At 37.7% G+C, this 24,332-nt stretch carries 19 protein-coding genes; 12 read left to right on the top strand and 7 right to left on the bottom strand.

What is annotated here, in order from left to right:
• Positions 1-36: 36 nt before the first annotated feature.
• Positions 37-1,137 carry an SH3 domain-containing protein gene (locus tag LEP1GSC190_RS16775; RefSeq protein ID WP_002746069.1) on the top strand — a complete coding sequence of 367 codons (1,101 nt, stop codon included), beginning with the start codon at positions 37-39 and terminating at the stop codon, positions 1,135-1,137.
• A gap of 113 nt (positions 1,138-1,250) precedes the next feature.
• Here the strand turns inward: LEP1GSC190_RS16775 and LEP1GSC190_RS16770 are convergent, their stop codons facing one another.
• Both LEP1GSC190_RS16770 and LEP1GSC190_RS16765 read right to left on the bottom strand, forming a co-directional pair.
• Positions 1,251-2,312, bottom strand: a complete 1,062-nt coding sequence (locus LEP1GSC190_RS16770) for an NAD-dependent epimerase/dehydratase family protein (protein WP_002746138.1) — start codon at positions 2,310-2,312, stop codon at positions 1,251-1,253.
• 41 nt (positions 2,313-2,353) lie between these two features.
• Entirely contained in the window at positions 2,354-3,283 is a 930-nt protein-coding gene (locus LEP1GSC190_RS16765; protein ID WP_237578324.1) for an MBL fold metallo-hydrolase, read from the bottom strand.
• Between the two features lie 822 nt (positions 3,284-4,105).
• Between LEP1GSC190_RS16765 and LEP1GSC190_RS16760 the strand changes: the two genes are divergently transcribed.
• A complete protein-coding gene (locus tag LEP1GSC190_RS16760) occupies positions 4,106-4,576 on the top strand; it encodes a nuclear transport factor 2 family protein (protein WP_002746020.1) in 471 nt (156 codons plus the stop codon).
• Between the two features lie 294 nt (positions 4,577-4,870).
• Here the strand turns inward: LEP1GSC190_RS16760 and LEP1GSC190_RS16755 are convergent, their stop codons facing one another.
• Positions 4,871-5,980 (bottom strand): catalase family protein, encoded by a 1,110-nt coding sequence (locus LEP1GSC190_RS16755; RefSeq protein WP_002746147.1) that lies wholly within the window; start codon positions 5,978-5,980, stop codon positions 4,871-4,873.
• Between the two features lie 315 nt (positions 5,981-6,295).
• Between LEP1GSC190_RS16755 and LEP1GSC190_RS16745 the strand changes: the two genes are divergently transcribed.
• Together LEP1GSC190_RS16745 and rdgB are read left to right on the top strand one after the other, a co-directional pair.
• A complete protein-coding gene (locus LEP1GSC190_RS16745) occupies positions 6,296-6,634 on the top strand; it encodes an STAS domain-containing protein (protein WP_002745976.1) in 339 nt (112 codons plus the stop codon).
• A gap of 7 nt (positions 6,635-6,641) precedes the next feature.
• Complete coding sequence (rdgB, locus tag LEP1GSC190_RS16740) at positions 6,642-7,232, top strand: RdgB/HAM1 family non-canonical purine NTP pyrophosphatase (RefSeq protein WP_002746004.1); 591 nt, start codon at positions 6,642-6,644, stop codon at positions 7,230-7,232.
• A gap of 254 nt (positions 7,233-7,486) precedes the next feature.
• Here rdgB and LEP1GSC190_RS16735 read toward each other — a convergent pair whose 3' ends face one another.
• Complete coding sequence (locus tag LEP1GSC190_RS16735; RefSeq protein WP_002746080.1) at positions 7,487-9,121, bottom strand: ABC-F family ATPase; 1,635 nt, start codon at positions 9,119-9,121, stop codon at positions 7,487-7,489.
• A 110-nt stretch (positions 9,122-9,231) separates the two neighbouring features.
• Here LEP1GSC190_RS16735 and LEP1GSC190_RS16730 point away from each other — a divergent pair, with 110 nt between their 5' ends.
• Positions 9,232-11,235, top strand: coding sequence for an OmpA family protein (locus LEP1GSC190_RS16730; RefSeq protein WP_002746063.1), 2,004 nt, complete (start codon positions 9,232-9,234; stop codon positions 11,233-11,235).
• 170 nt (positions 11,236-11,405) lie between these two features.
• On the opposite strand, the gene gpmI is transcribed toward LEP1GSC190_RS16730, so the two are convergent.
• Positions 11,406-13,046, bottom strand: coding sequence for a 2,3-bisphosphoglycerate-independent phosphoglycerate mutase (gpmI, locus tag LEP1GSC190_RS16725; protein ID WP_002746157.1), 1,641 nt, complete (start codon positions 13,044-13,046; stop codon positions 11,406-11,408).
• Between the two features lie 298 nt (positions 13,047-13,344).
• On the opposite strand from gpmI, the gene LEP1GSC190_RS16720 reads away from it, so the two are divergent.
• Positions 13,345-15,360: a hypothetical protein gene (locus LEP1GSC190_RS16720; protein WP_002745987.1), complete on the top strand. Its 2,016-nt coding sequence runs from the start codon at positions 13,345-13,347 to the stop codon at positions 15,358-15,360.
• A 410-nt stretch (positions 15,361-15,770) separates the two neighbouring features.
• Here LEP1GSC190_RS16720 and LEP1GSC190_RS16715 read toward each other — a convergent pair whose 3' ends face one another.
• Entirely contained in the window at positions 15,771-16,616 is an 846-nt protein-coding gene (locus tag LEP1GSC190_RS16715) for an LA_0442/LA_0875 N-terminal domain-containing protein (protein WP_174232264.1), read from the bottom strand.
• A gap of 210 nt (positions 16,617-16,826) precedes the next feature.
• Here LEP1GSC190_RS16715 and LEP1GSC190_RS16710 point away from each other — a divergent pair, with 210 nt between their 5' ends.
• Together LEP1GSC190_RS16710 and LEP1GSC190_RS16705 are read left to right on the top strand one after the other, a co-directional pair.
• A complete protein-coding gene (locus LEP1GSC190_RS16710) occupies positions 16,827-17,375 on the top strand; it encodes an RNA polymerase sigma factor (RefSeq protein ID WP_002746078.1) in 549 nt (182 codons plus the stop codon).
• Between the two features lie 160 nt (positions 17,376-17,535).
• Entirely contained in the window at positions 17,536-18,576 is a 1,041-nt protein-coding gene (locus LEP1GSC190_RS16705; RefSeq protein WP_002746085.1) for a FecR family protein, read from the top strand.
• Between the two features lie 245 nt (positions 18,577-18,821).
• Here the strand turns inward: LEP1GSC190_RS16705 and LEP1GSC190_RS16700 are convergent, their stop codons facing one another.
• Entirely contained in the window at positions 18,822-19,271 is a 450-nt protein-coding gene (locus LEP1GSC190_RS16700) for a DoxX family protein (protein ID WP_002746145.1), read from the bottom strand.
• Positions 19,272-20,401: 1,130 nt separating this feature from the next.
• On the opposite strand from LEP1GSC190_RS16700, the gene LEP1GSC190_RS19950 reads away from it, so the two are divergent.
• The 4 genes from LEP1GSC190_RS19950 (at position 20,402) to LEP1GSC190_RS16680 (ending at position 24,259) form a co-directional block, all read left to right on the top strand.
• Positions 20,402-20,572, top strand: coding sequence for a hypothetical protein (locus tag LEP1GSC190_RS19950; RefSeq protein ID WP_002746143.1), 171 nt, complete (start codon positions 20,402-20,404; stop codon positions 20,570-20,572).
• A 73-nt stretch (positions 20,573-20,645) separates the two neighbouring features.
• Complete coding sequence (locus LEP1GSC190_RS16690) at positions 20,646-22,580, top strand: ABC-F family ATP-binding cassette domain-containing protein (protein ID WP_036047742.1); 1,935 nt, start codon at positions 20,646-20,648, stop codon at positions 22,578-22,580.
• 113 nt (positions 22,581-22,693) lie between these two features.
• Positions 22,694-23,029, top strand: a complete 336-nt coding sequence (locus LEP1GSC190_RS16685) for a rhodanese-like domain-containing protein (protein WP_002746109.1) — start codon at positions 22,694-22,696, stop codon at positions 23,027-23,029.
• A 411-nt stretch (positions 23,030-23,440) separates the two neighbouring features.
• Positions 23,441-24,259: a metallophosphoesterase gene (locus LEP1GSC190_RS16680; protein ID WP_002746021.1), complete on the top strand. Its 819-nt coding sequence runs from the start codon at positions 23,441-23,443 to the stop codon at positions 24,257-24,259.
• Positions 24,260-24,332: the final 73 nt, after the last annotated feature.

Here is a 24,332-nt window from a genome sequence, read left to right as displayed (position 1 = left end):
CGTATCTTTAAAATCCAATATGAGAAAATAACGAACATGGAAAAGATCCGAACTCTCATCCAAATGCGAACCCCCGGGCCGATTTGGTTTGTCTTCATTCTTCTTGGTTTCAACTCCGGTTTACTCCAAGCCGAAGAGAAACAATATACAAGATATGTTCTTACTTTGGAAGGAAAGTTGAACGTAAGGGAAAAACCGATGGACGGAAAAGTGATTTTTCAATTAGAAAGAGGAGAATCCGTAACAGTCAAAGAAGATTCTCAATTGATGGAATGGCAGGAAGTAATCGCTAAGTCTGGTTCTAAGGGTTTTGTATCTTCGGAATTTTTAAGTAAAACGAAACCGGAAGATCTTGAAAACGCAAAACTTTTCGGTTCCGTATCTTCCAATACGGAAGGTTCCTGGTTCCGTTCTTTAGCGATTCGGATTCAAGGCCAATGGCTTTCCGCAAACGATCATTTGGTAGAAGCGCACTTTCTTGAAAAGAGAATACTTCAAACAAAAGAAAAAGCTTTTGCCTATGAAAGAACGGATATCGCCGGAGAATTTTCCCCCGAAGCAAAAGAGGCTATCGGTTGTCAGGAAGTTAGAGTTGTTAAAGGGAGTTTAGCTGCATTCAAAAAAATAAATACTCTTCGGAATTCCGTTTTTGCGATTTTCGGCTCCAAAATCGGAGACAAAGTTCGATCGGATCTGTACAACCCTTCCGAAAAAATTTCCCAATTATTGGATATTTCTACAAAATCCATTTTTAAGAAAAAACATCTTCAACAGTCCGAACTGAAATTCTTAAGGCGGGGAGACTTTTACACGATTAAAACTCCGACAAATGATTTTCTGTTTATTCGATATGCGATTAAGATTGGATCTGAAGAAAAATCTTATTATGTGGCGATTCGCGAATTCAAAAACGGGGAATTAGGAAAAATAATATTCGAAAAATTTGATATTCTTATCGGCGAACAGACAATTTATGGCGGACAATATTACTTTTTAGATGCTTTCGATCTGGATGAAAACGGAGTTCCGATTCTTATTTTTCACCACAATGGCTACGATGGGTACGTAAACGAATTTACAAGAATCAAAAACAATCGCTTACAATCCATGTTTTTAACGGGTGGGGATGCTTGTTGATCCTGGCGTTTCCGTAAAAAAATCTGTCTTTCGATTTGAGACTTTTAAAAGCAGATTTTGTAATTTAGAAAGATTTCGGAACTTAAATTCTCTGTTATCCAAAAATTGCGAAACTAAAGCATCTTAGAAGAGAGAATTTGTTCTATGTGTTCCGCGAAAGTTTCTGATATTGGTCTATAATTAAGACCCAAATCCTTTTTACTGTAAGAATGATCGATTTCAAAGGAAAATCCAACATTACGCGAAATATACGGCCACGATAACCCGAAAAAAGGACCAATCAGATAAGTTAGGAATTTAGGAAGAGAGATTTTGGGAGTCGGAAAACGATTTCCATATTTTTCTCGAATCATTTTTGCAACGTCCAAAAATTTCAACGCAATGGCCGAAACGATGTGACGTCCTTTTGCTGAGGGAGTAAAACCCGCGAGTATATGAGCCTTTGCTACGTCTCGAACATCCACAAACCCGATCATTATATCCGGAACTCCGGGAGCATATTTTCCGTTAATCATAGAAAGCATAAAGTTTACACTTGTTCCATCCGTTCTATCCGAAACGGAAGGTCCCATCACAAACGAAGGATTGATCGTAATGAGATCCCATTTAGATTGAGTACCCGCGATTTTCCATGCTTCTTTTTCCGCAAGTGTTTTGGAATAGGGATATGGCTGATGAGTTAAACTGCTCGTCGTATTCCAATTCTCTTCGGAAATACGATGATTCGGAATGGAAAGAACTTCTACGTTATCTCCCATGACTGCCGCCACACTCGAAGTTAAAACGATCCTTTTGACGGAAGGACTCACATTTGCGGATTCAAGGACATTCTTGGTTCCAAAAACCGCAGGTTCTACGAGTTCCTTTTGAGGATCTTTAATTTTGTCTATAAAAAAAGGAGACGCGGTATGAAGAATCAATTCCACTCCGCCTTTCTCTTGAATCGCGCTTAAAAAGGACCCTTCTTTTAAAAGATCTGCTTCGTAAAGTTCCAATTTTCCGGGAAAACGTTCAGAAAGTTTGAGAAGATGAGATATCTTTTTAGAATCCGACTTATCCCTTACAGTAGCTCGAACTGGAATTCCGTCTTCGAGCAGATATTGAATGATCCAAGAAGCTATATAGCCTCCGCCTCCCGTGACGAGAACTGGTTTAGAACGGTCGATTTCTTTCATAATTTTTTTCCAAAAGAATTTTTTGAATCATTCAAGATCCCTTAATTAGAATTTACTATTATACTTTGGTGTCCCGGATGTACTTGAATTTCCGGAAACTTTGAAACCAGATTTTTTAAAAAGTCCAAACTTATCCTGTTCTTTTCCTGATCTTCCGTAAAATCTCCCGGAGTCACGTTATTCTCCCATCCCCAACTCGTATGACAAGAATCTCCCAAAACAAGCTGATATCCTGATGCACTTTGGACTAAAAATGCAAGACTTCCTTTAGTATGGCCTTCCATATGAAAAATCAATAAAGATTGATCTCCGAAAAAATCAAGGGTACGAAAAGGGGAGGCTTCTTGACTTTCTTGAAAACTTAATTCGTAAAGAGTCGGGTTTTCACCTAATAGTCGATTGGTGGTTATCTGAACGAATAAATTGAGGAACTTTTTATTGGTCGCCTCTTTAGGACCGACATACATAGGAACGTTAGGTTTAAAGTCTGTACTTCCTAAAATGTGATCCAAATGTAGATGAGTCAGAAAAATACCTTCGACTTTTTTCGGATCTTTATTCAGCCATTCGTCCGTAGTCAGCCGAACCTTGAGAGCTTCGGTGTTCATTAAGGACATAATGATCGTAGAGATTGGCCATTCTTTCGGATCTTTCCGAAAAACTTTTGAAATGCCAGTATCGATTAAATATCTCCCAAACTTGGGGTGATCGATCGCATAAAAATAGATTTGGATGGGTTCGTCCCCGGATTTTAGAGCGGACGCCTTCGGGTCTTTTAAATTGATAAGTCCGCTTCGTTTCACAGCCCAGTCGGCGGCGATCATCTTCTGAAAAAGAATAGGGCCTTTTGAAGTCTGGCTCAGGTTTTGCAAGTCAAACGGTTTTCCCAATTTTATTATGTTGGACGGGTGTGAAGTTACTGTACAAGAACCAAAAATAAAAAGACACGAAAGTTTAAATAAATATCTCATGTTTCGTAAAATTTCAAAGAGATAGGAATCGGCAAGATCTATTTGAATCGGAGTAAGAACTCAACATGTTGCTTTTCCTATTGTAGTATAAGATTGTGATACTGCATCGATAATGACTTCAGAGTGCAAATCTTTTATTTCAGAAGTTGAACATTGTTGGTAAGAATATCGGTGATGAGGTGGAATCCGAAGGAAATCCAAGCGAAATCGGCTTTGTGAGTAAACCGCGCGAGAATTACAACGATAGTTCTATAATTTTTTCTTTATGGTAGAAAGTTGAAATTTTGAAATAACTTATAAAACTTTATTTATACGGTATGGTTTGAAATAAGTGCCCGTCTCAAAACTTCAAAATGTAGGAATTACTACAATCTTAAACGACAGGAAAAATCGCCAATGTGAGTAATCTGTAGGAACTCCCACGTTTTTTAGAAACTTGCTGGATCGTTTAGAGATATTTTTTTAAGGTTTTGAGACGGGTTCTAAGTACCTACGACTCATTCTCTTTGAATTTTGGAAAAATAAAAACCGGTTGAAACAAGGGAAATTAAAGTACAAACAAAAAGAAATTTCAGAACGAATCCTATGAATAAAAAGAAAAAGGATATACATTGGATTGTTGCTTTCGAAAAATCTACTGAACAATTTAAAAATAATTCTCAATTTATGAAACGGGACCCTGGGAAAATTCCTCCGTAAAACGAATGGCATAGAATGAATCTTTTCGAAAAGAAATTTACAAAAAGTTTCTCTCGATTTCACTAACAAAATTCAAAAATATATCGGATACGAAACCGATTCAACACAGATTAAGGAGAATCTATGAAATCTGCCGCTGAAGTTACCAAGGAATTTTACGAAGCTTTTCAGAAAAAAGATGCCGCGAAAATGGGTTTACTCTATTCCGATTCTGTAATTTTCAACGATCCTGTTTTTTCCGATCTCAATGCAACTGAAGCCAGGGGAATGTGGCAGATGTTGGTTGCAAGAGGAAAGGATTTAGAGTTAAAATTCGGAGAAATTCAATCCGATGGAAATACCGGAAAAGTAACTTGGGAAGCGACCTATACTTTTTCGAAAACCGGCAAAAAGGTGCATAACGTAATTCGAGCAGAGCTTGTATGTAAAGACGGAAAGATTGTAAAACATACAGATCGATTTGGATTTTATCGTTGGTCAAGGCAAGCTCTAGGCTTGCCGGGTTTATTTTTGGGGTTTCTTCCTTTCCTTCGAAACAAAGTGAGAACGGAAGCCAGGAAAAATTTGGACTTGCATCTTAAAAGACAGAAATAAACCGAAGTTTCTACTAAGAACCTGTCTTAAAAACCTTAAAAGAAATCAGTTACAATGATTCAGTAAGTTCGTAATAAAATATAGAAGTTCCCATAAATTACGTCCCTTTGGTAGTTTACGAGCTTGCGAGCATATTTTATAACTGTTAAGTTCTCGTCGAGGCTCCTAGATTCCGGTTTTTAAGACAGGCTCTGATTAACACCGATGTCGTTTACGTCGGAAAATTAATATTATAAATTGTACCTTTTTCTTTTTATGAATAAATTCGAATTGTTTTGCATGGGAAATTCGGCATTATTCGATCGGCTCGATTTGTTTTATTCCGTTTTGTTCGTGTCTATACTTTGCAATTGCCTCATATGCAACTTTTCTAACACGATTGATTCCTCCTAGGGGACGATGTTCCGGTAAAGAATGCCAAGGATTCAACGAAAGATTTTCACAGAAACGATCCCGTTCTGGTGTTGCAAACTCCTGTATAGGAATTTCTAACTTAGCAACCGGGACAAACGGAGAATCGTTTTCGTTCCAGTGAACTGCTGGGTCTTCGATTGGCATTGAAATCGGATTTTCCTGTTTCTGAATCATAAATTCGAAACAAGCGGATTTTTCTTTAAGATGAGAAATCATAACTTGACGCAGATAATCGTCTGCGGGATTTTCCGGAACCTCAAGGTTTTTTGTTTCGCAAGGTTTTATTGAGTATTTTACTGCATTGGAGTCTTTTCCCAAACGGTACGGAGTTGTGCTCCAATAGCGAATTTCCAAAACGTCTGGAATTTTTTTTCTTCGAATGGAAACGACTTCTTTTAAGGCGGTCAATTTCCAGTTCCAAGGCATTCCCCCAAAAAAATAGGACATTGGTCGTTTTACGAACGCCGCTTTAAACAAGGCCAGATATTCGTCGGGTGCACCTGCGGGCAGAACAGGATGGTTAATCAATAAAAAATCCTGGGTTCGTTTTTCGTCTGTTGCCAATTTAGGACCGTCAACCTCCAAAAGTTTGATTCCCATTCCTCGAATATCTCCTTCCAGATCCGGTTTTTTCGTAATGGAACCGTTTGAAAAACGAATCCAAGCTGGATATGTTTTAGAAGAATTGAATATTCCGAATTTGAATTCTTCGGGAATAGAAGAGGATATTATGAAACTTGCTTTGACACAACCGTGGGCAAACGGATGTGCGTCCCGTTTTGTTTCGCTACCTTGGGGATGTTTTTCTTTGAGGGAAGAAATTAAAAGTGCGAGCGTGTCTTCTGTTATTTTCTCCTCTCCTGGAAAGGTAAATTCCTCTCCTGGTTCTAGATCCTTCGGGATTTTAACTCTGGGTCCTTGTCCCACTCGATAGAGTAGAAGGAACAAAAGGAAAATCCCAAGCGTTATATATCCAATCTTTTTTCCCATCATTACACTCCGATTGATTCAAAGGATCGAATCATAAACTTCAGAAAAGTTCTTCTCTTTTATTTTGAGGAACGATAAATTTGTAGCGTTTTTGTCTTTTCAGAGGGACAGAAAAGAATTCGGCTTTTTAGATTTAAAATTTGATAAAATGAGAATGTAGGGAAGGTAAAACTTTGTAAAAATTGAAAATTTTTTCTTTCAAAAGGGACATAGAAAAAAGCTGAATTCTCAAAAAACGCACTAAAAATCCGATTCAAATTTCGTTTTTTTGTTGAAAAACAAAATTCAAACAGCCACAGAAGTAACGGGACACCTATGGAAATAACCGTACAAGACGATATTCATATCATAAAAATTGCAGGATCCATTCTTCAATCAGATAGTGAAGAACTGGACCGAAACTTAAGTGAGCACAATTTCGATCCAAGTCCGAAGATTATCATCGATTTGACGGAAGTGAATCATATCTGTTCTACCGCGCTGGGTATCATTGTTTCTTATAAAAAGAAATTTAAAAGTGCGGAAGGTGATATCATCATTGTAGTCAATGACGAGGATCTTTTGCAGCTTTTTGAGATCACGATGTTGGATAAGGTTTTTAAAATAGTTCCTAATATCGAAGACGCGTTCGACGAATTTAAGCTGAATCGCTGATCTCTTTTTGAAACGAATCGTTCTTGCCACAAACAATCAGCACAAAGTAAAGGAAATCGGTTTCATTCTTTCCGAGTTAGGAATTCAGGTCTTTACTCCTAATGATCTGAGAATTTCTTTTAACCCCGAAGAAACCGGTTCTACATTTGCAGAAAATGCTCTCATTAAAGCGAGAGAATTGTTTCGTTTGACGAAACTTCCTTCGATCGCGGACGATTCCGGAATCTGTGTCTCAGCGCTTGGAGGAGAACCGGGAATTTATTCCGCGAGATTCGGAGGTCCTGGGCTAAAAGACGAGGATCGTGCCCTTCTCCTTTTGGAAAAAATGAAAGAAAACTCGGACCGTAGAGCGCATTACACTTGTGTTATCGCCTACGTAGACGAAACCACCGAACAAAGTTTTGAAGGCAGATGTGAAGGAATCATTTCGGAAGAATATGATAGAATTGGAATGTACGGTTTCGGGTATGATCCCATTTTTGTTTATCCTCCTTTTCAGAAGCCTTTTTCTCAGGTTCCAGAAGCGGAAAAAAATTCGGTTTCCCATAGAAAAAAGGCTTTAGAAGAATTTTTAAAATTCTTAAAAACGAAATCGTAGAAACATCTTTCATAATTTATCCAAAAAATTCAAAGTTTGTCCCAAAATCTTAAAAAAATCGGGTTACAATCATTCAATAAGTTTGTAATAAAACGTAGGAGTTCCCACGGATTAGTAGTTATGGATTTTCGAACAAACTTTATTGTTGGAGCACTCGTGGGAACATCTACATTTTGAGATTTTAGGATAGGCTTTTAGTATTTTCTAATTCGAATCAGCTTTGTTCGCAAAGAAACAAGCTTTGTAAATCTCTGTCAACTTTCCGCAAGGACCGGGCCGCCGGATAAACGTTTGTAGAATTCTGCGCCTTCTCTTTCTAAGAAGTCTTCGTAAGTTCCTTTGAAATCACGGATTCCTTCGGTGGAAACTTCGATTACGCGAGTCGCGAGCGAGGACACAAATTCCCGATCGTGTGAAACAAAAATTACGGTTCCTTCAAATATAGATAAGGCGTAGTTTAGCGCTTCAATCGTTTCCAGATCCAAGTGATTTGTAGGTTCGTCGAGAGCTAAAAGATTGTCTCCGGAGATAATCATTCTTCCGATGATCAACCTAGACTTTTCTCCCCCGGAAAGAACGTTCGTGGATTTTTTAGCCATATCTCCGCTAAATAACATTCTCCCTAAAATCGCACGGATTTCCTCCATCTCTGTTCCGGGATCGGCGTATCTGTAAAGCCACTCTACAAGCGTATCAGCATCTTCTAATATGCCTTCCCTGTGATCCTGCGGAAAAACGGAAGACGTAACCGAATCTCCCATCGCGACCTTTCCCGAATCGGGCTCGATCTGTTTCATTAGTGTTTTTAAAAGTGTCGTTTTTCCGACACCGTTGGTTCCGATGATCGCAATCTTTTCCCCTTTGGTGATGTTGATCGTAAAATCCTTGAAGATGGGTCTATCGTAGGATTTTGAAATATTTTCTGCTATGATAACATCCTTCCCGAGAGGCTTTTTCATCTTAAAACGAATGTAAGGAGAGACTCTAGATGAAGGTTTGATATCATCGAGTTTGATCTTTTCGATTTGCTTTTGTCTGGAGGTTGCTTGTTTCGATTTACTTGCATTCGCGCTGAAACGGTTTACGAAGTCTTGAAGTTCAGCGATTTTTTCTTTCTTACGCTTGTTTTCGTCGAGCAGCCTTTCGCGAGCCATCGTAGAGGCTTCCATAAAATCGTCATAATTGCCCGGATAAACGGTTAAAGATTGATAGTCCAAATCTGCGATGTGAGTTGCGATCGAATTGATAAAGTGACGGTCGTGAGAAATCACGATAACGACCCCACGGTAGTTGGTTAAGAACTCCTCCAGCCAGTGAATCGTCTTGATATCCAAGTGGTTGGTAGGCTCGTCTAAAAGAAGAACGTCTGGCTTTTGAAACAATACTTGAGCCAAAAGAACTCGGAGTTTAAAACCTCCGGTTAAAAACGCAAGAGTTTGAGTATGACTCGTCGTGGGAATTCCTAATCCTTCTAAAAGTTCTCCTGCGGTACTTTCCGCTTCGTAACCTCCGAGTTCTCCGTATTTTTCTTCGAGTTCGGAAACCCGCATTCCGTCTTCATCCGACATTTCCGGTTTTGAGTAAATTGCTTCCCTTTCTTGAGAAACTTCCCAAAGTTCTTTGTTTCCCATGATAACCGTATTGAGTACGGTTTCGTTTTCATATTCGAAGTGATCCTGTTTTAAGTACCCGACTTTTATTCCCGCATCAATCGAAACGGAACCGTTGGCGCCTTGTTCTATTCCCGCGAGAATTTTCATAAACGTTGACTTACCGGAACCATTCGCTCCGATCAGTCCGTATCTGCAATTTTCCTTAAACTTCACCGTAACGTTCTCAAAAAGAACTTTTTTACCGAAGTTTAGGGTTAATCCAGAAGTACTGATCATTTGAGAATACCTGCCAGGGGAGAATCATGACCATGATTTTCAAGATAGGGTTTTTTGCCAAGAAAAAGTAGAATTAAGGACTTTCGAAATTTTACCGAAGTTGAAAACGTATGCGCTCTAAACTTCAAGTAATACTGACTTTGTCGATCTTGGGTTTTCCTTTTTTCATAGGTCTTAAGGCCAAGGATTCCTCAAAGAAACTCGGTGACGCGGCTTCTTGGATCCCGGTTCGTAAACAAAGTTCCCTTCAATTCGCATCGCAACAGGAGAAACCGAAAAACACAACGGCAAACATTTCCGGCCGCGAAACATCAAATGTAGAAATTGGCTATAAATTATTGACAGGAAGGATACTCCAGTTTGGAAAATTGCTCAGTACAGAAAACGCATATATTCCAATCGAATCTAATGAGATTACTTCGGAACTTTCCAAACTCAATGATAAAACCGTAAGAATCCTCTGCAGTATGAGGGGTTCCACTTGCAATCCGATTCGTTACGAGATCTATCCGTTTCTTAACTCGAAAGAGATCGAACCTTGGACGATTAAAAAAATTCCAGATTACGTAAATCATAATATTTTTGCATTCAATCCGACTGTTTCCCCGGACGGGAAATATCTTTTCTGGACCGCTTATATCAAACGGGGAAAATCGGGAACTCAGAAGATCTGGTATTCAAAACTAGACGAGAAAGGATTTTGGGAAGACGGAAAAGAAATGAACGCACCTTTGAACAACGAAATGCCTTCCGCCGTTATTTCCGCATTGCCGGGGGGAAACGAACTTTTCGTTTTCGGAACGTTCGGCGAAAAAGAGCTTCTAGACGAACTCGGAAAAGACTTCGAAACAAAGGGGGAATTGGCGGCGCGTTCCTCCAAAAACTCCAACGAATACAGAAAAAGGATCGAGGAACTTAGAAGCGAATACGACGAAAAAACGAAGCAGATCACAAGAAGGGTTCCTCTTTATAAAAGTTTTAAGGAAAAGGATTCCTGGTCTAAGCCAAGTATATTAAAGTTTCCTGATTTTTATAATCTCTACAGAAAGAAAAACGATTCAAGCCAGGAAGTTTTCGGGGGCTCCACTCTTTCTTCTTCGGGAAGAATTTTGATCTATTCTTCCCAACATAAGGATTCCAAGGGGAAACTGGACCTTTATGTGAGTAAAATGTTAAGCGACGGAACCTTTCCTTTGGGAACAAATTTAGGTGAAGTTATTAATACGGATCACGAAGAGATGGCTCCGTTTTTAGCAAGCGATGATAGGACTCTTTATTTTTCCAGCGACGGACGAAAAGGGATTTCCATTTATATGACGAAAAGAATCGGAGACGGTTGGGATCAATGGACAAAACCGGCCGAAGTTTCGGAGAACCTGAAAGGTGTGAATTTTTTTTCGATTCCCGCGAACAGCGACTGGGCTTACATCAGTAAAGACGGTCAGTTGTTTATGGCCTACCTTCCCAAGGAGATGCGTCCTGAAAGAGTAGTGGTTGTAAATGGAAAGGTGACCGACACCGATGAAAATCCTCTCTTTGCCGAGATATATTACGAATCTTTAAAGTCTCATGAGAAAATTGGAAGCACAAAAAGTGATCCTTCCACCGGAAACTTCTCTATTATTCTTCCTTTCGGAGAAAATTACGGCTTTTACGCTCAGAAGAAGGGATATCTTCCTGTATCACAAAATTTGAATTTAAGTTCTAAAAAGAATTTTTCTGAAAAAGTGGAGGTTCTTTTGCAACTTCCTCCTATTCAAGAACGTGGAACAATTCAAATTAATAATTTATTTTTCGAATCCAAAAGTTTTCGAATCGTCCCAGAATCGGAGCCGGAACTTAATCGTCTCGCCGAGGTTATGAAAGAAAATCCAGATATTAAAATTCAAATCGAAGGCCATACAGACAATGTTGGAAAGAAAAAGGATAATCTTCTTCTTTCTGAAAAACGTGCGATAGCGATCGCCGAATATCTTTCCCAAAAACATTCGATTCCTATGGAAAGAATCAAGACCCGAGGTTTCGGAGACAGTGTTCCATTGAGTAAGAACGATTCCGAAGAAGGTCGTAGAAAAAATAGAAGGGTGAACTTTACTATTCTCAAAAGGAAATGAAAATACGTTAATTTACAAAATATCTGAAAGCTTACTAGTGCAATTTTGTTCTCTATTTCGCGGTAAGTTAATATGGTTTTGGAAATTTTAATCATAATGTCCGGATATATTCCGCAGAAAATAATTCTGCAAAATAATGTGGATCTTTTTGAAGAAAAGCAGACCTTATATTAATTCTGAATCAAGGAAGAATGATATCCTTCCGGAGTTTCATATCCCATAACGTCTAAAATTGTGGCCGCAACATTTGCAAGACCCGCGTTGAGAAGATTTGAATTCAATTGGATTTTCCTTTCAGGATCCAGAACGGAAAAAGGAACTGGATTAAGCGTGTGACTCGTCTTAGGAATAGGTTTCCCTTGAGAATTTTTTTCCACGTTTCCCTTTTTATCCAATTGATACATCTCATCTGCATTACCGTGATCGGCTGTAATCAATAAGACAATATTCTGTTTTTTGCATGTTTTCCAAAGACGTTCCAAACAACCGTCTAGAAATTCCATTGCTTGAACTGTGGCCGGATAATTTCCCGTATGACCCACCATATCCCCATTGGCGTAATTAACTCGATAAAAGTCCTGCTTGTTTTCATTTAGGGCTTTTTCCAAAGCTTCTGTGATCAGAAGGGCTTTCATTTCCGGGCTTTGATCGAAAGGAATCACATCAGATTGGATTTCACGATATTCTTCCGAATTTTGATCAAAGTAACCGCTCTTGTTTCCGTTCCAAAAATACGTTACATGTCCGTACTTTTGTGTTTCGGATAACGCGTACTGCGCTATTTCTGAGTTGGCCATGTATTCTCCTAACGTCCGATCGATCGCAGGGGGGGCGACTAAAAAGCGCTCCGGAATTTTTAGATCTCCGTCGTATTGCATGATTCCCGCATATACAATATTAGGGAGAGAGCCACGATTGAATTTATCGAAGTTTTTTTCGGTGAACGTCAAAGAAATTTCGATCGCTCTATCTCCTCTGAAATTCGTAAAAACTACAGAATCACCGTCTTGAATTTTACCGACGGGATTTCCGTTTTCCGCAATTACAAAAGAAGGCAGATATTGATCGATTACTTTCGGATCTTCCGCACGAAAGGTTTCTATGGCCTCTTTGGCAGAGGAGAATTTTCTGCCTTCTCCTTTTACATGAATTGCCCAGCCTCTTTCTACCATCGACCAATCCGCTTCGTAACGATCCATCGTAATCGTCATCCTTCCGCCTCCGGAAGCGATACGAATGTCAGTTCCGTTTTTTCTAAGAAAATCCAGCCAGGTTTCGAAAGGATTCAGATAATCTAATGCGGATTTTTCGGGAACATCTCTCCCGTCCAAAAGAATATGAAGTCTGATTTTCATAACTTTTTCGGAGATCGCCCGTAAAATTAACGCCTTTGTATGATCAATATGGGCGTGAACGTTTCCGTCCGAAAAAAGACCTAACAAGTGTAAGGTGGAGTTATTCTTCTTTGTGTTATCAATAACTTCTTTCCAAGCTTGACCTTGGAAAATGTCTCCTGATGCAATCGAATTGGAAACTAATTTGGCTCCTTGGTCGAAAATTCGCCCCGAACCGAGAACATTGTGTCCGACTTCCGAGTTTCCCATATCCTCATCGGACGGCATACCGACGAATTTTCCATGAGCTTGGATGTGAAGAGTGGGAAATTGATTCCAAACTTGATTTAAAAATGGAAGCTTAGCACCCGCTATCGCGTTTCCAAACTCCGGGCCTTTAGGGGAATAACCGACACCGTCTAGGATAACGAGTAAAACCTTTCTAGATCGAAAGGTATATTTCTTTGAAAGCTTCATGTTAGATTCATGGAACCAGCTGACTATATGGAAAGTCAAGAGATTCAAATATGAAAAAAACTTGGAAATTTGCTTTTCTTTCCTAAATCGAATGAAAAATAAGAATTCATTCTAAGACTGGTTTTCAGTAAGATTTATTCATTGAATTTGGAGTAATGTAAGTGGTTCAAATTCTACAGTCTTGGGTCGATTTTGTAGTGGAAAACTTGAGTTTGGAACTAGTTGTAAAACTTTTTCATCTGAAAAGCTTTTTGAAAAATCTGGAAATAATTTTAATAGTTTAAACAGTGGAGAAGCGATGAGCAAACCGGTTTTAAATCAAGCGTTTGGTGGAGGAAATCAAACGCAGAACTTTTTAAAAGTTAAAAAAATCAATGAAGTAGTTAGTTATTATTTAAACGATCGCCTTACACACTCCGTTTATAAGGCGATCGTTTCTCAAACGAGCCATAAGAACGTTAAATCCCAAAATTTATTTCAAGTAGAATCCAGAGTTCCCGAAGCTTCCGAACTTACGGCTGCGGAAGTGGTGTTTCACATCAAGCGATTATTGGAAGACGAAGTTGTTCTTCAATTCGCGTACTTTTACATAGACCCTGCCACATCCGATTTAAAGTTAAAACCTTGTTACGTCGCTTATACAGATGCAGAGCCTGGCGATCTCACACGTATTTATCTTTCTTTGATTGATCTTTCTATCAATTCGATTTTATCGTATTTGGAAAGCAGGCCGCCCCTTGGAAAAGAAGTCTTATGGGAAGATCTAGAAACGGATTTTAAGGGCGAGAATCTACAGAAGTTGAAACTTTTCTTTAATCCTGAAAGTTTTTTTCAAGCACCGAATATTAGCATTCCCTTAAATCCCGAATATGTAAAAGATATGTTGATTGAGATTACGGATGGATTGATTAAAAAAGGAAGAATTAGGGAAATACCAGAATTTGGATATTTGGTCGTAAGAATCAAAGAACTTCAGATGTTATTTGAACTAGTGGATGAATTCCATTTTAAAAAAGTATTTCCAAAATACAAATGGGCTTTGTCGGATTCGTTTGCCACGATCTCTCATGAAGAAAGGATGCATACAAACGATCCATCCGCAACTCCGACGACGCTCTTCGGTAAAAAAAGGGCCAAAGCGGTCGGGAAAGTTATAGAATCCGATTCAGAAAGAAAATCGAAGCGTAAATTCATGGGAGTCGAACTGATACAGAGTTTAAGTGAAGAGGTTGAAAGTTCGCTTAAAGTTTCCTATCAAGAACAGATTCGAAACCGTTTTCACGAGATGACCGATCATCTTTCCAAACAAACCGGGCGCTGGGATAGACTCGTGTTATTCATATCCGATGAAGAATTTAAAACTTATCCTGCTGGATTGAAAAAACTTTTTACGGAAGATTCACATATCGCTTATTCACCTTGGGAAACGAAAGGAATTACGATGCATTCTTTTATGAGGGTCGACGTGGAAACCGTTAAGTCTGTCATAAAATCGTTAACGATGGCGGCTAACGTAGATGCGTGGAAGGTATTAAGTATTCGTAATTTGATCGAACTTAACGAGGATGCCATACAGACCGTTTTTAATGACGAAGAATTTGTAAAGAATTACGGAAAAGTTCTTCGAAAAGGATACGTAAAGTATTTTCCGTGGTACTTTGGAATTTTGGATTTTGTAGGAGTTGCAAAATTGATTCAGGATATTTTCTTTCAAGCGGCTAAAGAAAAAATTCGATCGGAACAATCATTTTTCAAGTCAAAAAATCGAGATATAGCTTTCAAGTTGGAACAAAAGGAAATCCAGGAAAAATTAAAAGAAGATGAAAAAATCAAATCTTTAGAACAAAAATCCAAACTTTCGGAAGCTCTCAATCAATATTATTTTGAAAAAAATATTCCGCCGGTGTTGAAGGATATTCTTTACGAAGTTCCTGGGTATTCCCCTGAATTGATTCATCAGATTATAGAGCGTGATAAATTCATTCTGGTATCGGATTCTGATCCTGCAAAAGACAAAACGGATTTAATTTTGATTTATCCGGAAGATGAATCCTTTCGTTTCAGGGCGAAAGAAATCCATAAAGTCTTATCGGAAAAAAAGAAAAATTTAGAATTTAAATTGAGCAACAAAGAGGAAGATTTTCAAAAGGAAAAAATTACTAAAATTTTAAAATATTTGGATTCTTGGTTTTCTTCCAAGCCGGAAATTTCTAAAGGTACGAAAAGTGCTTCCGCAAATTCAAACGAAGATCCTTATGAAAATTTTCGAAAGGAAATTGTAAAAATCAAAGGGAAAGAGAAAATTTCCCTATAATTCTAATTGGTCACTTCAAGAAGTTATTTCAGAGATAATTTATGATGTGTTCAATGATCTTTTAAAACAGAGTAAAGAATGCTTTTAAACGAATCTAGAGTTTATGTACTTCCGTCCAAAAAATTAAGGTGAACGATTTCTAGCGAGAACCATTAAAAGTCTGTCTAAAAACCTCAGATGTAGTAACTCCCTATGGGGTGTTTCCAAGGATAAAGTCCATAAGCCGCTAAAAAGACGTAATCTATGGGAACTTCTACGCTTTATTACAACTTTGATTGTAACTGATTTTTCTTTGGAGATCGACTCTAAGAAAAAAGTATATTGTTATAATGGGTTTAGAAATTTCTGATATAAGAGAAAAATACTTACAGTTTATCTTTCCCCGAAACAAAATCTATCTTTTAAGAAAATCAAAATTTAACCGTGTAAACAGCAGTAGGTGTGATTTCCGTAAATCCGTTGATTGGACTTTTTACGGTAACGGCTGAAAATTTCCATCCCTCGGGATTTGAATCGAAAAGTAAGGTTTGTATTTTTTCGTAATCCTTAGCAAATAAAAATGCGTGAATCAATTGTAAGCCGTAAACTGCACCTAACAGCCATTGGGCTTGGTTGTATTGGGATGTCGCGCGATCATAGTTGCTGAAATAAGGATTGGTTATTGTGGCCGTGGTTAAAATTCTCGTAACTAAGGTGGTTGCACGAACCGTTTCGTCAGAACTGACCGGGTTTAAACTTGGATCCATGAAGGCGGCAATAGTGATTGCGGCAGAATTGGATTTATAGTTGTTTTCTTCCGCCGAGGCTTTTTCTTTACAATTATTGGCGTATAACGCCGCGCCGGTGAACAACAAAAAGCTGATAACCGCCCATTTTTTTTGTCCTACTTTCCATTGACCCCAACCAGGAAGAATTGCGGATCTACTGGATATGGACCATTTCGTTTCTTTCCAAGAGGATGAGATTGCTGTTTGTTCGATTTTGTCGTTGGTTTTGGATGGTGGTTTCGTAGTGACTTTTTTTGGCTCATTCTTTTTAGGATCTTTTAAATTGATCTCGGAAATTTCGGTTTTGGGAACGATCTGTATTTTTCCGTTAATTTCTATTTGGACTTCGGTTCTTGATTGGTTTACAATTTTACCCTGAAGAGTTTTTCCGTTTTTAAGAACGATCGTGCTTGCCGACAACGGTAAAGAAATTAGAATTATTAAAGCGAAAATTCCCGAAGAAGATGTAAGTTTAGATATTCGAGACATAGGATTATGGGTGCTTTTTGTTAAGTCTAAAAATGAAAGTTGGTTAGGTAAAATTCCCGTTCAGATTACAATTGATGAACTGGTTTAAATTCATTGAATAGAAAAAATCTTTATGACTCTTAATCGCGAAACTTTAGAATCTATCTTTTTATACAACAAATTATCTTTTTGCTTGAAAAAACAAGTACGAATCGGCGACCCTTCATTACTGTGGCACACACTTCCGAGTTAGAAAAACTCTATAACCACAATAAAGATGATTTATTTCATTATATAAAAAAATCGTTTTACGACGAAAATTCTGCGCAAGATATTTTGCACGATTCGTTTCTAAATTTTTTTCGATATTATGAAGATAAAAGCATTCCTGATCCGACTTCTTGCAGGATGATCCTTTTTAGAATCGCGAGAAATTTAATGATTAACCATGCGAAATCCTATTATCAGCGGAATGTATCTTTGGTAGGCGAAGATGTGAGCAGTAATTTTACATCTAAAACGCCAAGTCCTGAATTTTCCGTATTGGAAAAAATTGACCAATCGGATGTTAAAAATATCATCGATTCTCTTTTAGATACAATTTCCCCGGAATATAAAGAAGCTTTACTTTTAAGATACCAGCAGGATTTAAAACTAGAAGAGATTTCTAAAATTCTTGGGATGAGTATATCGGGCGTATCTAGACTCATCGAAAGGGCCGAAAAAGCTTTGGCTCAAGAAGGTAAAAAGATAGGTTTCCAACCTGAAAATTACATATAGGATATTTTTTATTACGTCTTATATTTTAAAAAAGAAAGAATTCGGACTATTGATGATAAAAAAATCAGAAATGAAAAAAAAAGCTCAAATTGATTTCTTTTAGTTTGTTTAGCAAACAGGAAGCAGGATAGAATGAATCGTAGACCCGGGAAACGTAAATATGGAAAATAAGACGGATACTCCCGAATTTGAAGGATACGCAAGACTCCTTAGGGAAAAGGGGACCGTATCTCAACTTCCGGCTTTCGATCCGAATTGGGTCGGAATGAAACCTCGTTTTAACGTAGAAGATAAAATCATGAGTATTCCTACGAATATTCTTCGTTTTCCGAAGACAGTTTGGTTAACGGCAGCGGCCGTTTTATTACTTATGATTGGCGTTTGGTCTAGTTTTCGGATTCCGAAAGCTAAACCTGAAATTGTTCAAGGGACTCCTCTTAAAGCAGTAGTAGTTTTTGTAAAGGGTCAAGCTTCTATTATGAGGGATATTCAAACAGAGTTACATCGCGGCGACCTTTTGAATGAGTCCGATATTATTCTTACCAATGCCGGAGGAGTCGTGGACATCGGCTTAACCGATTCCAGTGTAATTCGCGTAAAAGAAAATAGCAGATTGATTCTGAAAGAATTGAGAGAAAACAACGGCTCTCAGATCAAAATAAACTTAACCGCAGGTAGATTGTTAAACGTAGTCGAAAAAGAAAAAAAAGGAAGTAATTTCTATGTGGAAACTCCTTCTGCGGTTGCAGGTGTGAGAGGAACTTCTTTCGAAGTAAATGCGTCCCAAAACGAATCCATGGTATTTGTAGTGGAAGGGACGGTGGAAGTGATTTCTTTAAATACTGCTGGGAAAATATATACTTTAGAAACGACTAAGCTTATAACCGTAAATAAAGACGGAGAAATTGAATCGATCAATCTCCCTAAGCTGAATTCTACTCTCCCGGAATATAAAGATATGAGGAAGAATCTTGAAAATCTGGGTAGAGAACTTTTTTTAGATTTGCGGGATTTGAAGTCCGCAAAAACTGAAGAGGAATTGAGTAGAATTTATAACCTTAACATCGAGCATATCATCATGAAAGATGGGAGAGAATTGAGAGGTGTCGTTGTTTCTCAGAAAAAGGGAAAACTAGTGGTCCAAACTCTGAAAGGTACTTATATTCTAGACGAGAACGCTGTAGATAAGATTAAGTACTAATTCAATTCTAAACTTTCTATCTCCAAATAAAATAAGCCGTTTGATCTAAATTTCAAGCGGCTTTTTTTATTTCCCAAAACAAAAAGTAAAACGGAGCAATCCAGAAATTCGAAACCTTTCTGAACAAGGAAAATGTTCTAAAGTTTTCTCATACGTTTAAGAGAAATAGAGAAGTTCAACTTTGTGATTCAGTTTAAAACTCTCAGATAATTTCGGTCAAGTTTTGGTATATTCATCTTTTCTAATTAGGAATCGATGTGATCGTAGATCCAGGAATCTAAAGACCAGGCGCCACCTCCGAGAAGAAAAAGTGCGATTCCCATGGAAACTGTGAGAATGTGATATTCAAATCCTTCTCCGCCTTGATTACCGAACCAATTCATAAAAAAGCCAATTTCTTTGTGAGTCCATCCGGCTATTGCCAAGGTACATGTGATTCCAAACGCCGCTAATCTTGTACAAAGTCCCAATAGGAGGGCAATGGATCCGAAAAATTCCGATAGAATTGCTAATATGGCCAAAATGGTCGGAAATTCGGCGGTATTTACCAGATAATCCATAGAAGCTTCATAACCCGCACCTTCGAACCAGCCTAAAAGTTTTTGGGCACCGTGGGGAAATATGCAGATTGCAAGACCGAATCGAAGAAAAAGAATAGAAAAAAATTCTTGGGTTGAGAAGAAACTTTGAATCATGATGTGCTCCGAGAACTTCATCCTTTATGAATTTTCGAAAGAAGGAAAGAAATAAAAAATTCAAGAAAAAAGCATTTGTAGAAGCTCTTGTTCCTTATAAGCGTTTGATTGTTGGTAGATAAGAATTTGGCAATTTGTTGAAAAATAGGAGTTCTTGCATTTCAGGAATCGATGAAAGTATCTTAAACATTTTTATTTGGCATTCTTAAAGTTTGTCCCAAAACCTTAAAAAAATTGGTTATAATCAAAGTTCGTAATAAAACGTAGAGTGATTTTATCCGAATTTGTCTTGGAATCTTTCGGGGCCACGCCAGTGTATAGTTTGTTCGTAGTAAAGACTTTAAAAATCTATAAAGTAGATAGCTGGTTATTTCAATTGCATAATAAACAGTGAATTTCATTCTCTTCTATTTTTAGTTTTTCTATGAATTTCTTGATCCGAGTCTGTTCATATTTTATCTGTTGTTCTTTTACTATTGCTTTCGATTTGTTCGTCGAATAGTAGATACTACTGATCGCTACATAAAGGAGCGCCGTCAGTTTAGTGAAAATCTCCGTTTAAAAGCAGAATTTTGAAAACTTCATTATAAAAGATCAGTAATCGTTTTTTGTGTAATCCTACATATATTTTTCTTTTCACTCCAATTTCTTCTGTCGATTTTTTGTCTTGTGGTTAACGTATTTCTTGATTTAACTCACGCTTTTCAAGCCCAGAAGGGTGCATTTTGTCTAAAGTTATTTCAAAAATAATCTTTTATGTCCTAAAATGACATTTCAAGATAAAGGAAGTGGGTTCTAAAAAAATTTTCTCTTTTTTCAATACCTTGAATCCAGTTTCCGAAGAAAATTATGTCTTATTTGATCCAGAGATTAGGTTCTCTCAATAAGAATCTTCTTATTCGATGGAGTCCAAATGTTGGACGAAGTGAAATGTTTACGATTTTAATCTAAAAAAGTTCCATTTTCGGTTCTTTGCAAAAACAGAATTCGAACTGGAATTGCAATGGTTGTTTAGGATGAGGGTTTTTAGATATTATTTTGATCGTGTCGAACGATACTTGCCCTTAAAATCGGTTGTCGGATTCCCCTAATTCTAAAAATCTGGCATAAAATTATTTAGCGGGATATCCATGTCTGAAGAAACTCAAGAAAAGAAAAACAAAAAGGTCAACAAAATGACTGTGGCGGAAATTAACGCTGCAATTCAAACTTCGAAAGAAAAAATGAACGGTTCTTCTAGCAAATATATTTTGCATCTCAATGCAAGATTGGAAGAACTTGCGGCAAAAGGTAAGAAGTAATTTCCTTTTTTAATCTGTCGGTTTTCGATGGATTTGGTCTGCGTCGTTTTTACCTCTTTGAACTTTTCGATCCTTGCTTCAATTTATCGATATAAAACATCAATACGCTTCAGCTGTATTGTTTAGCGGATTTTCCTGGCATATAAAACCTGGCTCTCGTGTTTGCCTTGTGGGTCCAAACGGTTCTGGCAAATCTACTTTATTTAGAATTGCAGAAGGGAAATTTATTCCGGACAACGGAACCGTAGCAAAATCAAAAAATACCGAAATTTCAGTTTTTCAACAGATACCGGACTTCGATCCAGAAGCTTCGGTCGTAGATACTGTATTAGACAAACATAAACATTATCGCCAGTATTCGGAACGATTGAGGGAAATCAATTGTAAGTTCGATCTTGTTTCCCACGATTCGAAAGAATTTACAGCAATCCTAGACGAACAAAGTGCTCTGGAAGAGTACGCCTTTACGTACGGAATTCACAAGATAGAATCCAATGCCCGTAAGGTTTTAGGGGGATTAGGATTTTCTAATGCTCAGATGGAAATGAAGGTTCGCGAGTTCTCTCCTGGTTATCAACACCGTCTTGGTTTGGCGATAACTCTTCTGAATCCAGGTAACTTACTTTTGTTGGACGAACCTACGAACCATTTGGATAACGCATCTAAGGAATGGCTTGCAGGTTATCTGAATTCCACAGGACAATCCTTTGTGCTTGTGACTCACGATCCCGAATTTTTGAATGCAACCTGCGATACAATTGCAGAACTTTCCCCTTCCGGAGTCATCGAATTTCGGGGAACCTTGGAAGAATATTTCGAACATAAAAATGAATTTCAGGAAAAGCTCCAAGCCCAATTCGAGAAAGAGGAAGCTTATCTTAAAAATAGAATGGAATGGATAGAGCGATTTCGTGCGAAGGCTACGAAGGCAAGACAGGTCCAATCTGCGATCAAAAAACTTGAAAAAAGAGATAAGGTGGAAGCGCCTCAGGAATCTTTCTGGAATTCCAAGTCCGATTATCGTTTTAATTTTATTTCTTCAGGAAAAATTACCGTAAGAATCGAAAACGGGGCCTTTTCGTATTCCGGTAAAGCTCCTTATATTTTCAACAACGCTGATTTAGAAATCTCCGCGGGAGATAAAATTGCAGTTGTCGGTCCGAATGGAGCTGGAAAGTCTACGTTTCTTCGTTGTCTATTAGAAATTCATAAACTAATTTCGGGAAAAATTTATTACGGACCGAAAACAAAAATCGGTTACTTCTCGCAAAATCATCACGAAGAACTGGATCCTTCCAAAAATTTGCTTCAAACCGTTATGTCCGCTTATCCCGATCTTACGGAACAACAAGCTAGAAGTCTTCTCGGTTATTTTTCTTTTTCAGATGATTCCGTTTATAAACAAACCAATCTTCTTTCGGGTGGGGAACAAAGTCGTCTTCGTCTTGCAATGCTCGTCCATTTTCCGGCCAATGCAATTTTCTTGGACGAGCCTACAAACCACCTGGATTTAGTCGTTCGGGATAATTTACGTCGAGCATTGATGGCTTATGAAGGTTCCCTTTTGATCATCTCTCATGATCCAGAGTTTTTAAAAGATCTCTGTAACCGTACCATTTCGGTAGATAACGGAGAGATCCGTGATTTCAATTGTACTTTCTCTGATTATCTGAATTACAATTTACAAGAAACAATACATCCTAAATTACAAAGAGACAGTTCTACCTTGAAAAAGGGGGAGACCCGTTCTAAAAAAAATTCTGACAAAAATCGAATCAAAAAAATTCAGAAAGAATTAGAGCAGATAGAAACCAAAATCGAACTTTTGGAAAAATCCAAAAAGAATTTGGAAGAAGTGTTGGCTGATCCAGGCTTTTTTAAAAATCGTAGTTATCAATTGGAGATAGACAACTTAAACGAAGTCAAAAATGAAATCACACATTTGACGTCTACATGGGAATCGCTTCAATTTGAGTTGGAAGATCTTTCAGAAAAGTCTAAGTTGTAATTTGATTGGAATTATGAATTCGAGTTACTTGAATTTTAAGTACGATAAGCTGACAAGAAACGGCTGATTCGGCGAATATCACGTTCTATTTTTATATTGAGGAATATTGTCGTATGACCCCTAAAGAACTGAAGTCGAGATTGGATTTGAGAGAAATGAAAAAGGATTCGTTTTATCTTCTCGATGTGAGAAATCCGAACGAGTCGGAAATTTGCACGATCAAAGGAACCGATCTTTTGATTCCTGTAGGAGAACTTCCAAGCAGGCTTCCCGAAATCAATTCTTGGAAAGAATCTGGTAAAGATATGATTGTGTATTGTCGTTCCGGAGGACGTTCTGCCATGGCTTGTGGGATTTTAAAACAATCTGGTTTTACAAGAGTACATAATGTTGAAGGGGGAATTTTACTTTATTCGGACGAAATTGATCCTTCTATTGCTAAATATTAATAAGACTACGCCAAAATCTCAAGTGTAGCGGGAAAACTATATAGTCGTCCCAAAAATTTTTACGAAAAACCAGTTGATAAATCCGTAATAAAAGTGGGTTCCGTATTTTTGTGAAACTCGGATGTCTCGCTTCTATTGGTGCTCGATGGATTTTGGGACAAGTTTTTAAAAGGTGGTTTATCTATTGGAGTTCACGTGATTTGAATTTTACGGTAAACTTAAAATCAGGTTGAAATGAACGTTGTGACGAATCCTAAATTCAAAATTCGATTGAAAATGTCTTAAAGTTCTTTATCTCCTCTGAAGCTTAAATCGTCAATTCGGGGAACCTATTAATTTCGAGTTTTAAAATTATGTGTCGTTTTTTATCAGAGCTAATATATTGTCGAATGATTTTGTTCTTAAAAGTATATGAGAAAAATACGATTTTATATTATAATAATTTTACTTTTTATCGGAGTCAATTGTCTTTTTATTGAAAGGTATTGGGTCCGATTCCAAGAATACGAATTCAAATCCGGTAAAGTTGCAAAAGATTTCGACGGTTATAAAATTGCAGTCGTTTCCGATCTTCACTACGGTTTTTTAAATCCTGAATTTTGGATTCGATGGGTTATAGAAGAAATCAATTCTCGTAACGTGGATTTAATCGTAGGCTTGGGAGATTATGTAAAAAAGCGGGATACGGATGCGGAACTGTTAAAAGTTTGGCCTATTTTAAAAGAACTCAAGGCAAAGGACGGCGTTTATTTTGTTAACGGAAATCATGATCATTGGGCAAACGACGGACTATCGCTTGAACTTTTAGAAAAAAGTGGTCGATCCATTAGAAATAAAAACGTAGTGATACAACGAAAAGTGTCAAGATTGATCTTGGCGGGAATTGGAGATTTTTTGGAAGATCGGACTGACATCGATAAAGCTTTATCCGGTACCTTTCATAAAGATTTCAGGATTGTGCTGTCTCATAATCCTGACGCATCCAATACAAAGCATGAAGAAAAAGTGGATTTGTTTCTGACTGGACATACTCATGGAGGACAAGTAAGAATCCCAATTTTTGATATTTCACCGATTTTACCTGTAGAGGATTTCAACTTTGACGTCGGATTTAAAAAAAATAAATCCGGCGAAGACGTATTTATTTCCGCGGGTATCGGCTGGTCGATTTTACCGATTCGATTTTTTTGTCCCGCGGAGGTTCCATTGATCGTATTGCGTTCTCCATAGAGATTGGATCTTGGTCATAAATGAAAATTTGCCTGAATTTCTTCAAAATGGATTAGAATTATATTATATTTTA

The sequence above is a fragment of the Leptospira mayottensis 200901116 genome (assembly GCF_000306675.2).
GTDB classification, from domain to species: Bacteria; Spirochaetota; Leptospiria; order Leptospirales; family Leptospiraceae; genus Leptospira; species Leptospira mayottensis.
This window is presented reverse-complemented; position numbering and strand designations above follow the sequence as displayed.

What these genes read in the sequence shown, in the direction of transcription:
- LEP1GSC190_RS16745 (WP_002745976.1), top strand. Translation starts at nt 6,296, where the DNA reads ATGGAAATAACCGTACAAGACGATATTCATATCATAAAAATTGCAGGA.
- LEP1GSC190_RS16775 (WP_002746069.1), top strand. Translation starts at nt 37, where the DNA reads ATGGAAAAGATCCGAACTCTCATCCAAATGCGAACCCCCGGGCCGATT.
- LEP1GSC190_RS16765 (WP_237578324.1), bottom strand. Translation starts at nt 3,283, where the DNA reads ATGAGATATTTATTTAAACTTTCGTGTCTTTTTATTTTTGGTTCTTGT.
- LEP1GSC190_RS16700 (WP_002746145.1), bottom strand. Translation starts at nt 19,271, where the DNA reads ATGATTCAAAGTTTCTTCTCAACCCAAGAATTTTTTTCTATTCTTTTT.
- LEP1GSC190_RS16720 (WP_002745987.1), top strand. Translation starts at nt 13,345, where the DNA reads ATGAGCAAACCGGTTTTAAATCAAGCGTTTGGTGGAGGAAATCAAACG.
- gpmI (WP_002746157.1), bottom strand. Translation starts at nt 13,046, where the DNA reads ATGAAGCTTTCAAAGAAATATACCTTTCGATCTAGAAAGGTTTTACTC.
- LEP1GSC190_RS16705 (WP_002746085.1), top strand. Translation starts at nt 17,536, where the DNA reads ATGGAAAATAAGACGGATACTCCCGAATTTGAAGGATACGCAAGACTC.
- LEP1GSC190_RS16680 (WP_002746021.1), top strand. Translation starts at nt 23,441, where the DNA reads ATGAGAAAAATACGATTTTATATTATAATAATTTTACTTTTTATCGGA.
- LEP1GSC190_RS16715 (WP_174232264.1), bottom strand. Translation starts at nt 16,616, where the DNA reads ATGTCTCGAATATCTAAACTTACATCTTCTTCGGGAATTTTCGCTTTA.
- LEP1GSC190_RS16760 (WP_002746020.1), top strand. Translation starts at nt 4,106, where the DNA reads ATGAAATCTGCCGCTGAAGTTACCAAGGAATTTTACGAAGCTTTTCAG.
- LEP1GSC190_RS16770 (WP_002746138.1), bottom strand. Translation starts at nt 2,312, where the DNA reads ATGAAAGAAATCGACCGTTCTAAACCAGTTCTCGTCACGGGAGGCGGA.
- LEP1GSC190_RS16730 (WP_002746063.1), top strand. Translation starts at nt 9,232, where the DNA reads ATGCGCTCTAAACTTCAAGTAATACTGACTTTGTCGATCTTGGGTTTT.
- LEP1GSC190_RS16735 (WP_002746080.1), bottom strand. Translation starts at nt 9,121, where the DNA reads ATGATCAGTACTTCTGGATTAACCCTAAACTTCGGTAAAAAAGTTCTT.
- LEP1GSC190_RS16685 (WP_002746109.1), top strand. Translation starts at nt 22,694, where the DNA reads ATGACCCCTAAAGAACTGAAGTCGAGATTGGATTTGAGAGAAATGAAA.
- LEP1GSC190_RS16755 (WP_002746147.1), bottom strand. Translation starts at nt 5,980, where the DNA reads ATGGGAAAAAAGATTGGATATATAACGCTTGGGATTTTCCTTTTGTTC.
- LEP1GSC190_RS19950 (WP_002746143.1), top strand. Translation starts at nt 20,402, where the DNA reads ATGTCTGAAGAAACTCAAGAAAAGAAAAACAAAAAGGTCAACAAAATG.